This is a genomic window from Azorhizobium sp. AG788 (assembly GCF_004364705.1).
GTDB lineage: Bacteria > Pseudomonadota > Alphaproteobacteria > Rhizobiales > Xanthobacteraceae > Azorhizobium > Azorhizobium caulinodans.
This window is the reverse complement of the sequence record NZ_SOBM01000002.1, coordinates 174,434-187,683: the sequence shown is the minus strand read 5'-3', so window position 1 is coordinate 187,683 and position 13,250 is coordinate 174,434. Positions and strand designations below refer to the sequence as shown.

The window sequence follows — 13,250 nt, the reverse complement described above, 5'->3', positions numbered from 1 at the left end:
CCATGGACCTCTCTGCCCTGCCGTTCGACACGACGTCCATGCTGGCGCGCCTGCGCCCCTGGATCGAGTGCGAGAGCCCGACCTATGACCCGGCGGCCGTCTCGCGCGCCGTGGCGCTGGCCGCGCGCGACGCGGCGGCGGCAGGCGGACAGGTCGACCATATCCCCGGGCCGGACGGGCTCGGGGACTGCGCCCGCATACGCTTTCCGCACAAGGATGCCGGTACGCCCGGCATCCTTGTGATGGGCCATTTCGACACCGTGCATCCCATCGGCACGCTGGAAAAGCTCCCCTTCCGGCAGGAGGGCAACCTGTGCTGGGGGCCGGGCCTGCTGGACATGAAGGGCGGCACCTTCACGGCGCTGGAAGCGCTGATCCAGCTCACCCGCGCGGGCATCGAGACGCCGCTGCCCATCACCTTCCTCTTCACCAGCGACGAGGAGATCGGCAGCCCCGGCACCCGCGCCCTCATCGAAGAGGAAGCGAAGACGCACAAATATGTGCTGGTGCCCGAGCCCGGCCTTGCCGACAAGGGCGTGACCACGGGACGCTATGCCATCGCCCGATACAAGCTCACCGCTTACGGCCGGGCGAGCCATGCCGGCGCGACGCTGAAGGAAGGGCGTTCCGCCATCCGGGAGATGGCGCGACGCATTCCCGAGATCGAGGATATGACCTCGGACGACTGCACCTTTTCGGTCGGCGTCGTCCATGGCGGGCAGTGGGTGAACTGCGTTGCCACGACCTGCAGCGGAGAAGCGCTGAGCATGGCCAAGCGGCAGGAAGACCTCGACCACGGCACCACCCGCATCCTAGCGCTCAACGAGCGGCGGGAGGACGGTACGGGCTTTGAGGTGAAGACCAGCGTGGTGCGCCCCGTGTGGGAGCCGAACGCGGGCTCCCTGGCGCTCCACGCGCTTGCGAAATCCATCGCCGGAGAACTCGGCTTCGATCTGCCCCACCGCTCCTCGCCCGGCGGCTCGGACGGCAATTTCACCGGCGCGCTCGGCATCCCGACGCTGGACAGCCTCGGGCCCTGCGGCGGCGACTATCACACGCTCAACGAGCACATCCGCATCGACACCTTGGCCGAGCGGGGCCGCCTCATCGCTGGCCTGATGGCCCGCCTGTCCTGAGCGGGCGCCGCCGGCCTCACCACACCGGCGGCGTGGTGATCCAGAGCACGCGTGTGACGCCCTCCGAGAGGTTGCGGAACTTGTGCGGCAGGGCGCTCTCGAAGGCGAAGGAATCCCCCTGCATGAGGCGGTGCACGGTGCCGTCAATGACGAGTTCCATCGCGCCTTCCACCACCACGCCGCCTTCCTCGCCGATGTGGTTATAGGCCTCCTCGCCGGAGCTGCCGCCGGGCGCGAGGATGATTTCCATGATCTGCAGCGTGCTGAGGTCGCTCCGGCTGAGGAACTCCTTCACGATGCCCTTGGCCCCGAGATCGAGCCTTCGACGCTGGTAGGGCCGCATCACATGACGGCTTTCCGAAAGCGGAGCCCCGTCCTCCCCGAACAGCGATTGCACGGTGACTCCAAGGGCACCGCAGATCGCCCGCAGCACGCGCACGGAGGGCGAGGAAATCCCGCGCTCCACCTGGCTGAGCAACCCCACCGACAGACCGGCCGCATCCGCCACGCGCTGGAGCGACAGCCCGCGCGCGAGCCGCGCCTCGCGGATGCTGGACCCGAAGGCACGATCATGCTCGCTCGCCGCCTCGTCCTCGGTTGACGCCACTTCGGCCCGCCCCTTCACCATCGTGAAAACGATCCCTGAATGAAACGATTTCCGATGGCCCATCACAGAGTTCATCGAATTACGAAAGACGTCGCACAGTTCCCATTTTCATAAAAGTGAAATTTTGCGCGTCACGGGCATTGCCGAGGTGCATCGTTGGCTTATAGTGGATGCGCCGGTGCCGAAGCGGGCCGGCCAAGGCAGCCATCCCGCGCTGCCGATCCTTCGAGGCGGAACCAACACGCGCCGGACGGCGAGCGCTTGCGCGCGCCCGGATGCCAGAGCGCGGAACAGGAGACAGCATGTTTCTGAAATCTCTCGCCGCTCTGGCGGTCGGCATCGCAGTGGGCTTCTCCGCACCCGTGATGGCGCAGGAGAGCTTCAAGGTGGGCGTCACCACCACGGGCGTTCCCTTCACCTTCGTGGACACCACCACCCAGCAGCCCACCGGCGCCATGGTGGACCTCGCCAAGGCGATCGCGACCGAAGTCGGCCTGAAGCCCACCTTCGAGCTGACCGCCTTCTCGGCGCTGGTGCCCTCGCTCAGCACCCACAAGATCGACGTCATCTCCGCCGGCATGCTCGCCACCGACGAGCGCCGCAAGGTCGTGGATTTCAGCGAACCGGTCTATACCTATGGCGACGCCATGTTCGTGGCCGCCGACGCCAAGGATGTCACGCTCGACGACCTCAAGGGCCAGGTGGTGGGCGCGCAGGTGGGCACCACCTTCGCCGACAGCCTGAAGGCCCTGAACATCTTCAGCGAAGTGAAGCTCTACGAGAGCATTGCCGACATCATGCGCGACGTGAAGCTCGGCCGCATCAAGGCGGGCTTTGGCGATCAGCCGATCATCGCCTACCAGATCGCCAAGAACCCCGGCCTCGGCGTGCGGCTCGTGAAGGGCTACAAGCCGCTCAAGGAAGGTCAGGTCGCCCTCGCCATCGCCAAGGACAATCCGGCCCTGCTGACCAAGGTCAATGCCGCCATCCTCAAGCTCAAGGCGAGCGGCGAGCTGGACAAGATCTTCGCCGCCTACGGCCTCTGATCGACAACGCGGGCGGCGCGCCGCGCCGTCCGTCCCCGGCCCACCACGCCGGCAAGCACAGGTGCCGCGACGGCCCGCCGTCGCATCCGTTGGCCCGCCATGGGGCACGCATGTCCGCCTTTCTCGCCCAATCCTCTGAATATCTGCCCATCCTCATCAAGGGGCTGTGGCTGACCATCGCCGTCACGGCGCTGGCGCTGTGCCTGTCCACCGCCCTCGGTCTCGTCTGGGCGCTGCTGCGCACCTCCGGCGTGCCGATGCTTGCCGCCCCCACGCGGGTGTTCGTGGAACTGGTGCGCGGCGTACCGATCCTCGTGATCCTGTTCTACATCTATTTCGTCATGCCGGACTTCGGCATCGATCTTTCCGCCTTCCAGGCCGGCGTCATCGGTCTCGCCCTCACCTATTCCTGCTACATCGGCGAAACCTTCCGCGCGGGCATCGAGGCGGTGGACCGGGGGCAAGTGGAAGCGGCCAAGTCCATCGGCATGAAGCGCCCGCTCATGATGCGCCGGGTGATCCTGCCGCAGGCCTTCAAGATCGTGCTGCCGCCCTATGGCAACAACATCGTCATGCTGCTGAAGGATTCCTCGCAGGTCTCGGTGATCTCGGTGGCCGAGCTGACCATGCAGGGCAAGATGCTGGCGTCCTCCACCTTCAACAACATGACCATCTTCACGCTTGTGGCCCTGCTCTATCTGTGCCTCACGGTGCCGCTGAACATCGTGATGCGCCAGCTCGAACTGCGCCTGGGGAAAGCCCGATGATCCGCTTCGAGGACGTGCACAAGTCCTTCGGGAACCATGAGGTTCTGAAGGGCATCGATGCGGAGGTGGGCAAGGGGCAGGTGGTCTGCCTCATCGGTCCGTCAGGCTCCGGCAAATCCACCCTGCTGCGCTGCGTGAACGGGCTCGAGACCTATCAGAAGGGCCGCATCACCGTCGACACGACGGTGGTGCATGCCCGCGCCTCCAGCATCCATGCCATCCGCACCCGCGTGTCCATGGTGTTCCAGCGCTTCAACCTGTTTCCCAACCGCACCGCGCTGGAAAACGTGATGGAAGGTCCCGTCTTCGTTCTGGGCGAGGATAAGCGGGAGGTGCGTGAGCGGGCCGAGGGATTGCTCGCCCGTGTGGGCCTCAGCGCCAAGACCGATGCCTATCCCGCCTCTTTGTCCGGCGGCCAGCAGCAGCGCGTGGCCATCGCCCGTGCGCTCGCTATGCGCCCGCAGGCCATCCTGTTCGACGAGCCCACCTCGGCGCTCGATCCCGAGATGGTGGGCGAGGTGCTCCAGGTCATGCGCGCACTTGCCGAGGAGCACATGACCATGCTGGTGGTCACGCACGAGATTCAGTTCGCCCGCGAGGTGGCGGACCGGGTGCTGTTCCTCGATGGCGGCCGCATCGTCGAGGAAGGCCCCGCCCGCGAGGTGCTGCACCACCCCCGCCACGAGCGCACGCAGGATTTCCTGCGCCGCGTCACCCATCCGGTCTGACCCGGCCGCTTCGGACATATGCCCATGACAACCTCTGCCGCCTCCATCTGGGCCGCCACCGCCGCCCCTGCACCGGATACGCCGCCCCTCACGGGCGCGGCGCGCTGCGACGTGCTGGTGGTGGGCGCGGGCTTCACCGGCCTCTCCGCCGCCTTGCGGCTCGCGGAAGGCGGCGCCTCGGTGGTGGTGCTCGATGCGGTGGCGCCCGGTTTTGGCGCCAGCGGGCGCAATGGCGGGCAGATCATTCCCGGCCTGAAATACGATCCCGATACGCTCGACACCCTGTTCGGCGAGGCGACCACGGATTTCGTGGGCAAGGCCGCCGATCAGGTCTTCGCGCTAATCGAAAAATACGCGATCGCCTGCGAGGCCCGGCGCTCTGGCTGGATCCAGGCCAGCGTGAAGACCAGCCACCTGCCGGCGATCGAAAAGCGCATGGGCCAATGGGCGAAGCGCGGCGCGCCGGTCCAGTGGCTCGATGCGCCCGCCATGGCCCGCGCCATCGGCAGTGAGGGCTTCGCCGGCGGCTGGATCGACCGGCGCGCTGGCGCGCTGCACCCTCTCAACTACGCCCTCGGGCTGGCCCGCGCCGCCTTGGCCGCTGGCGTTCGCGTCCATGGCGAGAGCCCCGTGACCCGCCTTGCGCGCAATGGCACGCAGTGGCAGGCGACCACGGCCAATGGCGCGACGGTCGCGGCGCAGACGGTGCTGCTCGCCACCAACGGCTATACGGATCGGCTCTGGCCCGGCCTCCGGGCGACGATGGTGCCCGCAAGCAGCTTCCAGGTGGCCACCGCGCCGCTGCCGCCCGAGATGCTGGCCCGCATCCTGCCGGACGGACCTGTGGTCTCCGATACCCGGCGCATCGGCAATTATTTCCGCATCGGCCCCGGCAACCGGCTGATGATGGGTGGGCGCGGCACCTTCCGCGAACCGACGGGGCCGGGCGACTATCACCGCATCATCGGGGCCCTCCATCACTTCTTCCCGCAGACGCGCACCATGACGCTCGACTTCCACTGGACCGGGCGCGTGGCCATGACGCCGGACCATCTGCCCCATGTCCACAAACCCGCACCTAGCCTCATCGCGGCGCTCGGCTACAACGGGCGAGGCGTCGCCATGGCGAGTGCCCTCGGCACCGCCATCGGCGCCCACCTGCTGGACGAGACCTCTCCCCTTCCGCTCACCGTCTCGCCCATCCGGCCCATGCCGGTGCATGACCTGCATCCACTCTACGCCTCGGCGGCCATCTCCTGGTATCGCCTGCAGGACGCGCTGGAGCGCTGAGCCCACTGGCGATCCACGTGCCCGGCGGCTATTCAGATCCGAATGGCCCGAAGCGGCCGGAGGAACAGGGGGCGGCCGGAGGTCTTCGCGTCGCCCCGCGCGGAGGCGCCATGGACCCGGTTTCGGCGGTGATCGCCTTTTCCCTCGCGGCCGCACTGCTGGTCATCACGCCCGGCCTCGACACGGCGCTCGTGCTCCGCACCGCTGCCGTGGAAGGGCCGCGCCCGGCCTTGCAGGCGGGTGCGGGCGTCTCGGCAGGCGTGCTGCTCTGGGGGCTGATCGCCTCGCTGGGCCTCGGGGCGCTGCTGGCGGTGTCGGAAACCGCCTATATGGTGCTCAAGGTCGTCGGCAGCCTGTATCTGCTGTGGCTCGGCGGCCGCATGCTTCTGGCAGCACTGCGCCCCGGCGGTGGTGCCAGAGCGACGGTGGTCGCACCCCGTAACGCCTCAGCCGGCAACTGGTTCTGGCGCGGCCTGATGACCAATCTGCTGAACCCGAAGGTCGGCCTCTTCTACGTGACGTTCCTGCCCCAGTTCGTGCCGCCGGACATGCCGGTGGTGGCCTTCAGCTTTGGCCTCGCTGCCATCCATGTGGCGATGGGCATGAGCTGGTTCGCGCTGCTGGTCGGCGCAACACGTCCCTTCGCCCGCGTGCTCCAGAGCCCCACCGTACGCCGGGCGCTCGACGCCGTCACCGGATGCGTGCTGGTGGCCTTCGGCCTGCGCCTCGCGCTGGAACGCCGGGGCTAATCCTCCGGCCGCGCCGCAACCCGCCGGTCGGCGAGCACGTTGCGGATGGCGAAGTTGGAATTGATGCGCAGCACACCGGGAAGAACAGACAGGATTTCCTTGTGAATGCGCTCGAACTCCAGCGCATTCTCCACGTCCACCCGCAGCACATAGTCCGAGAGGCCGGTCATCAGCAGGCATTCGCGGATTTCAGGAAACTTGCGCACCGCAAGCTCGAAGCGGTTCAGATATTCCTCCGTCTGCCGCTCCAGCGTGATCTGGATGATGACGGCGATGGACGGGGCGCCGGCTGTCATGTCGGTGAGCGCCGTATAGCCGGTGATGATGCCGGCCTTCTCCATCAGCGCAATGCGGCGGTGACAGGCGGACGGGGACAGCCCCACCACCTTGCCGAGATCCACATTGGAGATGCGGGCATCGAGCCGCAGCTGGCGGATGATCTTCCGGTCGATCGCGTCAATCTCGTGCATGGGCTTCAGCCGTGTCGCATCGTCAGAACAGGACAGGGCCGGACAATGCCGGCCCTGCCTCTTACGCCAAACCGCGGCGCGCGGAAAACGCCCCCCGGGCGTCGGCTCAGCGATAGCGGGAGAGATCCAGCCCTTCGGTGGAGATTTCGGGTTTGGCACCGGAGATGATGTCGGACAGGAGACGGGCGGACCCGCAGGACATGGTCCAGCCGAGCGTGCCGTGGCCACCGTTCAGGAACAGGTTGCCGAACTTCGTCTTGCCGATGATGGGCGTGCCATCCGGCGTCATGGGGCGCAGGCCGCACCAGAACTCCGCCTTCTTCTGGTCGCCGGCGCCGCCGAACAGGTCTTCCACCGAGAGGGTGAGCGTCGCCTGGCGGGCGGGCGGCAGATCCTTGTTGAAGCGGGCGATCTCCGCCATGCCGCCGACGCGGATGCGCGAGCCGAGGCGGGTGATGGCGATCTTGTAATATTCGTCCATCACGGTGGAGACGGGGGCCTTGGCCTCGTCGAGGATCGGCACGGTGATGGAATAGCCCTTCACGGGATAGATGGGCAGGTCGAGGCCGAGCGGGGCGAGGAAGCCCGGCATGTAGCTGCCGAGCGCCGCCACATAGCTGTCTGCGATGTAATCGCCCTGCGCGGTCTCGACGGCCGCGATGCGGTCGCCATCCCGGCGCAGGCGCTTCAGGTCCACATTGTAGACGAAGCGCACGCCCAGGCCCTCAGCGAGCTTGGCCAAGGCATTGGTGAAGAGGAAGCAGTCGCCGGTCTCGTCGCCCGGCAGGCGCAGGCCGCCGACGATCTTGTGGGCGGCGGGCTTGAGGCCCGGCTCCACCTGCACGCAGCCTTCGCGGTCCAGAACCTCGAACGGCACGCCGTCCGCCTTCAGGACGGCGATGTCCTTGGCGATGCCGTCGAGCTGCTTCTGGCTGCGGAACACTTCCAGCGTGCCCTGCATGCGCTCGTCATAGCGGATGCCCGTATCGGCCCGCAGTTGCATGAGCACATCGCGGCTGTATTCGGCGATGCGCACCATGCGGCCCTTGTTCACCGCATAGCGGGCCGAGGTGCAGTTGGCGAGCATCTGGAGCATCCAGCGCCAGGTCACCGGATCGAGCGTCGGGCGGACGATGAGCGGGGCGTGCTTCATGAACAGCCACTTGGCGGCCTTCATGGGAATTCCTGGCGCTGCCCAGGGCGAGGAATAGCCCGGCGACACTTCGCCGGCATTGGCATAGCTCGTTTCCAGCGCCGGTCCTGCCTGCCGGTCGAGCACCGTCACCTCATGGCCGGCCTTCGCCAGGAAATAGGCGGAGGTAACGCCGATGACGCCGGCGCCCAGAACGATGATCCGCATGTCACCCTCTGTATGGTCTTGTTCTTGTTGGAATAGTCAGATGTAGACCCGGCGATAGCGACGGCCGAGGCGGGTCAGGATCTCGTAGGAGATGGTGCAGGCGTCGGCGGCCACCTGTTCCAGCGATTGGCTGGGGCCGACGAATTCGACCATGGTGCCGAGCCGGAGGGCCCCTTCCGGCAGCGCCGAGGCATCCACCGTGAGGCTGTCCATGGAGACGCGCCCGGCGATGGGCAATCGCACGCCCTGATAGTAGAGGGCGCCCCTGGAGCTGAGATGACGTGGAATGCCGTCCGCATAGCCGCCGCTCAGCGTCGCGAGCCGCGTCTTGCCGGTGGTGACGAAGGTGCCGCCATAGCCCACCGCCGTGCCCGCCGGCACGGTTCGCGCCTGGATGACCGGGATGTCGATGCGGACCACCGGCTCCATGGGATTGGCAACGTCGCTCACGGGCGCGCCGCCATAAACGGCAATGCCCGGCCGCGCGAGGGCGAAATGGAAGGCGCCGCCAAGGAAGACGCCGCCGGAATTGGCGAGCGACACCGGCAGCCCGGGGAAGTGTGCTGCAACACGCTGCATGACGGCCAGCTGGCCGTCGCTCGCCGGAGCGGCCGGCGTGTCGGCACAGGCGAGATGGCTCATGAGAAGGATGGGCTCGACCGCTTCGGCGAACAGGCTGTCTGCCCGCAAGTACGCGACATCCGCCTCCGACAGACCGAGGCGAGACATGCCGGTATCAATCTGGATCGCGGCCTTGAGGCGTGTTCCACGGACCTTCGCCTCTGTCGCCCAGGCGACCGCCTGCTCAAGGCAATTGATGACCGGCGTCACGCCCAGGTCCGCCGCGTGCTCCTCCTCGCCCGGCATCAGGCCGTTAAGGACGAGAAGGGTCGCTTCCACCGGCAGGGTCGGGCGCAGGCGCACAGCCTCGACGAAATGGGCGACGAAGAAGTGCCGGCAGCCTTCCGCATAGAGGCGCTCGCTGACGAGCCCAGCCCCAAGCCCGTAGGCATCGGCCTTCACCACGGCAGCGACGGCTGCAGGCGCGGCAGTCTCCTTCAGCTTGCGATAATTGCGCGCGAGGGCACCGAGATCGATGGTGAGGACACCACAGCCGCCATCCGCAAGCATGGTTTTCGCCCGATAATCGTTCATGGCATCATCCGCGCCGTTTTGCAGTGCAGAGTTTACGGCAGGATCATCCGCATTTCCGCGCATTCACTGCACGAAACAGCGGATTTTAATGCTGATATCACAACTCCGTTCGAGGCCACGCACGAAACGCGAAGCCGTTTGAGAGACCGTCCGTCCTGCGCAGGGACTCGTTCCTCGCGACCTCAACCGACACGGCAGGCGCGGGTCAGTTCGGACAGGATGTCGTACCCGTCCCACACGCTGTCGAAATCAAGCGCTGAGCCCACGGGCGTCCAGCGCGACACGCCAGGGCCGAGATTGCGCTCGGCCGCCAGACGGATGGCGTCTTCCGAGAAACCGAAATGCGTGATGGTCTGGTCCCGCTCCCGCAGCACGCCGTTGAGGGCATCGAGATCGGGGAGGAACACCACGGAGAGGAAGCCGCCGCCGATCCGCCGGTCCACACGCTCGGCCACGCCGGAGACGACGGTGGTGAGCTCCGTACCCCGCCAGGACAAGTCGATCACGTCCCCGGACGCCGCAGCCGAAAAGGCCGCCGTCATCTTGGCGATCTGGTGCCCGGCCGCGCCGATGGCGCCCTTGGCCGCCGCGACGTGGCCGATGGCCGCCAGCAGGTCGCGGACGCCTTCCAGATGCGCCGTCGGCGTGCCGACCACATAAAGCGCCTGCGGGGAGGAGCAGGCCATCTGGTCGAAAACGAAAACGTCGTTGAAGAATTTCTGCGCCAGCGCCTCGCGCTCCGCTGGACCAAGCGCACCCACCGCCGCGCCGTCCAGAAGACAGAGCGACGAGCGGTCGCCGAACCACAGCGACTTGCCGCCGTTCCTAAGCGGCAGGCGCTCGAAGGCCCCCACCTTGGCATCACCGCCCCAGACCATCCTGGCATCGCTATGGGCGGAGATGAGCGCGCTGAGGTCCGTATCGAGCGGATAATGCACGAAGAGCTGCGACCGCTCGCTGGACGCATCGAGCGCCGCAAGGAACAGGTCCAGAACCCATCCGACCGTGCCGCTCACCTCCTGCGGCAGGCGCACGATGTTGGCGTTTCCGGCGAGGAAGGACAGGATCCACGAATAAAGGAAGATGGTCTCGACGTTGCGCGGCGGCAGGTGGAAAGTCATTCCCCGCGGCCGGCGCAGCGTGTGGGGCGGGATGGTGGCCGCGAAGCTGCGCTCCAGCTGCTTCAGCGCCGCCGCCCGTGTCCAGAAACCGAGATACCGGATGGCAGGTGACAGCTCGCCCTTGTGCCGGCTGATCGCGTCGGCCACGGAAGCCACGATCCGGACCCGCTCCGCCTCGAAGGGATGCGGCAGCGTCTGGCGCGCAGCGTCGAGGCGCGCACAGAGTTCCTGCGCATCCAGCGTGGACCGGCGCCCGTTGGGGCCGAACTGCGTAATGATCTTCTGTGCCCTGTCCATGGCCTAGCGCGCCTCGGCCGCGATGATGTCGCTGCATCCGCGCAGCTCGGCCTTGGCAACACGGCCGGCCACCACGATCGCCTTGCCGTAGTGGCCATCCTGCCCGGCATCGGTGGCGACCACCATTCCCCGATCCTCGGTCAACACGCTGTGGCCGGGATAGGATTTGGGCAGAAGCGACACCACCTGGAGAACGCCCTCCTCCCCCTCCGGCGCCACATCCCAACTGCCGGGACGGCGGACGATCGCATCGGTGAAGTTGGGCGGGTAGAGCAGCCCACCGGGGCCTTCCACGAACATGGAGCCGATCTGCTCCACGAAACCATAGAAATTGTAGATCTTTTCGACGTTGAAACGCCGCTTCAGAGACGCACGGAAGACGGCGTTGGAGACCCTCTTTTCCTCGAGTTTCTTCCAGCCGCCGGAATGGACGAGAATGGCATCGGAGAGATCCAGTTCACCGTCGGCATAATGGTCGAACAGCTTCGTCCACACGAGGAAAGTAAAGCCGAAGATCAGGAACGGACGCCCCCGGTTCGCCTCCACGAAGCGGCGGATGACGGCGTCGTCCACTTCGAGATCGGGCGCGAGCGCGAAGGTCGCCTTGGCGCCGAACTTCATCATGCCGAGCACGCCAGCGCCCCGCGCCGTCAGATTGTTCGGCTTGATGACGTCCTTGGTGTCGATGGCGAGGAAGGGCAGCCGGCTGTCCCCCAGAATGGGCCGGAAGGTGGCCACCAGCGCGCGCGACTGCCGGTCCGCCGTTTCCGCGTCCACCACGATGCGGCTCGGCGTCTGCCCGCTCGTGCCGCTCGATTGCAGCGTAATCGTGGGAGCCGCCGTGGAGGACAGTTCGTGCTGCTTGAAGATCTGCACGGGCAGGAACGGAACGTCGGCAATGCTCCGCGCCTCCTTGAGCCCGCCCCAGGCCGCATCGATGATGTGGGCATAGGGGGCGCAGTGCTCATAGTGGAAGCGCGTCAGCTCATTGAGGCCTGGCAGCAGCCGCGCCTCCTTCTCCGCCTGCCGCAGCGAATAGGGCGACGCCTGAAGGAGCGGCTCAAACATTCAGCGCCTCCTTCGCACGGGCATAATCCATCTTCCCGCTCGTCTTGCGCGGGATCTCGGGCAAGGCCCGGAGCTGGAAGGTCGCTGCGGGAATCTTGCAGGCCAGCGCGAGGGTTCTTGCCTGCTCCTTGGCGCCCTCCGGGACATCGCCCTCGAACACCACCGCGATCCGCTCCCCGAGATCAAGGCAGGCGACCGTGCCGAGCGCGGCCAGTTGCCGCTCCATGTCATCGAGACTGAGGCGCAATCCGGCGATCTTGGCGAAGCGCGCCGCCCGTCCGGACAGGAACAGGAAGCCCTCCGCGTCCAGACGACCGAGGTCACCCGTCTCGATGCGTCCGCCCGTGGTATCGCCAAGGGAAAGATCCGTGCGGCAGGTGGCATAGCCCATCATCACATTGGGGCCCTCATAGACAACGCCGCCGGTCTCGCCCGCCGGCAGTGGGCGTCCCTCGCCATCGATGATGCTGAGACGCCCCCCCGGCATTGCCAGCCCGACGGAGCCGAGCTTCTCCAGCAGCCGGTCACTGGGCACGCAGGACATGCGCGGGGACGCCTCCGTCTGGCCGTACATCACGTAGAAACGGGCCCCGCGCTTCTCACAGGCAGCGATCATCGCCGTCTGGGTCAGCGCTTCGAGATGACCGCCCGCCTGCGTGAAGCAGGTGACGCAGGACGGCGCGCGATCAAGGCCGAGCCGGGTCAGGACGCGATAATGGAACGGCACACCCGGAAAATGGCTGCCGCCGCAGTCCGCCACCTTGTCCCAGAAGGTCGGGGAGGTGAGCGCGTCGTCGATGAAGGCGATGCGCGCGCCCATAGCGAGATGGGACGTGATGACGGAGAGGCCGTAGGAGTAATGGAACGGCAGATGGGCGATCGCGACGCTCTCGCGAGTGATCGCAAGGCTCGCGGCAATCTGCCGGGCATTGGCCGTCATCGCAGCCCAGGACAGGCGCACGAATTTGGAGCTTCCCGTGGTGCCGGAGGTTAGCAGCAGAAGCCCGAGATCCGGCTGGATGTCCGATGGGCCTGTAGCCCCGATCCGCGCGGCGATCTCCGGGAAGACCCCATCGGACGGCGCGACATTCCAATTTCCCGGCTGACAGAGCGCACCCGCTCCGGTGCCGATCACCAGTTCCGGCCGATAGTCCCGCACCAGATCGTCCAGCCTGTCGGGCGACAGGGTGGGGTCGATCAGGGCGACCGCATGCCCGGCCGCTGCCGCTGCCAGCAGTCCGACCAGCGTCTCCGGCGCATTGGTGGCGAGGAGAAAGACGAGTTGCTTGCCCGGCCGTTCAATCCGCTGGGCAAGGCGCAGGCTGAGGCCGCGGATGTCATCGGCAGTCCGCCACACGCCACTGCGGTCGTCCCACACCAGCGGGCGATCCGACGTGCCGTCCGGCTCGGGAAACAGTCCGGCGCATGTGGGATCCGTCATGACTGAGCCCCGCGA

At 66.9% G+C, this 13,250-nt stretch carries 13 protein-coding genes; 6 read left to right on the top strand and 7 right to left on the bottom strand.

The features are described 5' to 3' along the window. Positions 1-2 precede the first annotated feature (2 nt). Positions 3-1,136 (top strand): M20/M25/M40 family metallo-hydrolase, encoded by a 1,134-nt coding sequence (locus DFO45_RS04865; protein ID WP_133864004.1) that lies wholly within the window; start codon positions 3-5, stop codon positions 1,134-1,136. Positions 1,137-1,152: 16 nt separating this feature from the next. Here DFO45_RS04865 and DFO45_RS04860 read toward each other — a convergent pair whose 3' ends face one another. Beyond that, a complete protein-coding gene (locus DFO45_RS04860) occupies positions 1,153-1,764 on the bottom strand; it encodes a cupin domain-containing protein (RefSeq protein WP_043879212.1) in 612 nt (203 codons plus the stop codon). Positions 1,765-2,045: 281 nt separating this feature from the next. Between DFO45_RS04860 and DFO45_RS04855 the strand changes: the two genes are divergently transcribed. The 5 genes from DFO45_RS04855 to DFO45_RS04835 all read left to right on the top strand — a co-directional run bounded on the left by DFO45_RS04855 (position 2,046) and on the right by DFO45_RS04835 (position 6,323). Beyond that, on the top strand, positions 2,046-2,789 hold the full coding sequence (locus DFO45_RS04855; protein ID WP_043879211.1) for an ABC transporter substrate-binding protein: 744 nt from the start codon (positions 2,046-2,048) through the stop codon (positions 2,787-2,789). Between the two features lie 110 nt (positions 2,790-2,899). After that, the gene (locus tag DFO45_RS04850) at positions 2,900-3,556 is read left to right on the top strand and encodes an amino acid ABC transporter permease (RefSeq protein ID WP_133864003.1); all 657 of its coding nucleotides are present in this window, start codon (positions 2,900-2,902) and stop codon (positions 3,554-3,556) included. Then, positions 3,553-4,284, top strand: a complete 732-nt coding sequence (locus DFO45_RS04845) for an amino acid ABC transporter ATP-binding protein (RefSeq protein WP_133864002.1) — start codon at positions 3,553-3,555, stop codon at positions 4,282-4,284. The genes DFO45_RS04850 and DFO45_RS04845 overlap by 4 nt, the downstream gene beginning before the upstream one ends. Before the next feature lie 24 nt (positions 4,285-4,308). Continuing rightward, on the top strand, positions 4,309-5,574 hold the full coding sequence (locus tag DFO45_RS04840) for an FAD-binding oxidoreductase (protein ID WP_245517954.1): 1,266 nt from the start codon (positions 4,309-4,311) through the stop codon (positions 5,572-5,574). A 110-nt stretch (positions 5,575-5,684) separates the two neighbouring features. Continuing rightward, complete coding sequence (locus tag DFO45_RS04835) at positions 5,685-6,323, top strand: LysE family translocator (protein ID WP_133864000.1); 639 nt, start codon at positions 5,685-5,687, stop codon at positions 6,321-6,323. Here the strand turns inward: DFO45_RS04835 and DFO45_RS04830 are convergent. From DFO45_RS04830 to DFO45_RS04805, 6 genes are all read right to left on the bottom strand, one after another. Then, entirely contained in the window at positions 6,320-6,793 is a 474-nt protein-coding gene (locus DFO45_RS04830; protein ID WP_012170594.1) for an Lrp/AsnC family transcriptional regulator, read from the bottom strand. The genes DFO45_RS04835 and DFO45_RS04830 overlap by 4 nt on opposite strands. A 106-nt stretch (positions 6,794-6,899) precedes the next feature. After that, on the bottom strand, positions 6,900-8,153 hold the full coding sequence (locus tag DFO45_RS04825) for a D-amino acid dehydrogenase (RefSeq protein ID WP_012170593.1): 1,254 nt from the start codon (positions 8,151-8,153) through the stop codon (positions 6,900-6,902). 36 nt (positions 8,154-8,189) lie between these two features. Next, on the bottom strand, positions 8,190-9,308 hold the full coding sequence (alr, locus tag DFO45_RS04820; RefSeq protein ID WP_133863999.1) for an alanine racemase: 1,119 nt from the start codon (positions 9,306-9,308) through the stop codon (positions 8,190-8,192). Positions 9,309-9,490: 182 nt separating this feature from the next. Beyond that, positions 9,491-10,726, bottom strand: coding sequence for an acyl-CoA reductase (locus DFO45_RS04815; RefSeq protein ID WP_133863998.1), 1,236 nt, complete (start codon positions 10,724-10,726; stop codon positions 9,491-9,493). 3 nt (positions 10,727-10,729) lie between these two features. Next, positions 10,730-11,794 carry an acyl-protein synthetase gene (locus DFO45_RS04810; RefSeq protein ID WP_133863997.1) on the bottom strand — a complete coding sequence of 355 codons (1,065 nt, stop codon included), beginning with the start codon at positions 11,792-11,794 and terminating at the stop codon, positions 10,730-10,732. Then, positions 11,787-13,235 carry an AMP-binding protein gene (locus DFO45_RS04805; RefSeq protein WP_133863996.1) on the bottom strand — a complete coding sequence of 483 codons (1,449 nt, stop codon included), beginning with the start codon at positions 13,233-13,235 and terminating at the stop codon, positions 11,787-11,789. Before DFO45_RS04805 ends, DFO45_RS04810 begins: the two co-directional genes overlap by 8 nt. Positions 13,236-13,250: the final 15 nt, after the last annotated feature.

Excerpts from the sequence above, each read along its gene's own strand:
- DFO45_RS04865 (WP_133864004.1), top strand. The coding sequence starts at position 3 with ATGGACCTCTCTGCCCTGCCGTTCGACACGACGTCCATGCTGGCGCGC.
- DFO45_RS04860 (WP_043879212.1), bottom strand. The coding sequence starts at position 1,764 with ATGGTGAAGGGGCGGGCCGAAGTGGCGTCAACCGAGGACGAGGCGGCG.
- DFO45_RS04855 (WP_043879211.1), top strand. The coding sequence starts at position 2,046 with ATGTTTCTGAAATCTCTCGCCGCTCTGGCGGTCGGCATCGCAGTGGGC.
- DFO45_RS04850 (WP_133864003.1), top strand. The coding sequence starts at position 2,900 with ATGTCCGCCTTTCTCGCCCAATCCTCTGAATATCTGCCCATCCTCATC.
- DFO45_RS04845 (WP_133864002.1), top strand. The coding sequence starts at position 3,553 with ATGATCCGCTTCGAGGACGTGCACAAGTCCTTCGGGAACCATGAGGTT.
- DFO45_RS04840 (WP_245517954.1), top strand. The coding sequence starts at position 4,309 with ATGACAACCTCTGCCGCCTCCATCTGGGCCGCCACCGCCGCCCCTGCA.
- DFO45_RS04835 (WP_133864000.1), top strand. The coding sequence starts at position 5,685 with ATGGACCCGGTTTCGGCGGTGATCGCCTTTTCCCTCGCGGCCGCACTG.
- DFO45_RS04830 (WP_012170594.1), bottom strand. The coding sequence starts at position 6,793 with ATGCACGAGATTGACGCGATCGACCGGAAGATCATCCGCCAGCTGCGG.
- DFO45_RS04825 (WP_012170593.1), bottom strand. The coding sequence starts at position 8,153 with ATGCGGATCATCGTTCTGGGCGCCGGCGTCATCGGCGTTACCTCCGCC.
- alr (WP_133863999.1), bottom strand. The coding sequence starts at position 9,308 with ATGAACGATTATCGGGCGAAAACCATGCTTGCGGATGGCGGCTGTGGT.
- DFO45_RS04815 (WP_133863998.1), bottom strand. The coding sequence starts at position 10,726 with ATGGACAGGGCACAGAAGATCATTACGCAGTTCGGCCCCAACGGGCGC.
- DFO45_RS04810 (WP_133863997.1), bottom strand. The coding sequence starts at position 11,794 with ATGTTTGAGCCGCTCCTTCAGGCGTCGCCCTATTCGCTGCGGCAGGCG.
- DFO45_RS04805 (WP_133863996.1), bottom strand. The coding sequence starts at position 13,235 with ATGACGGATCCCACATGCGCCGGACTGTTTCCCGAGCCGGACGGCACG.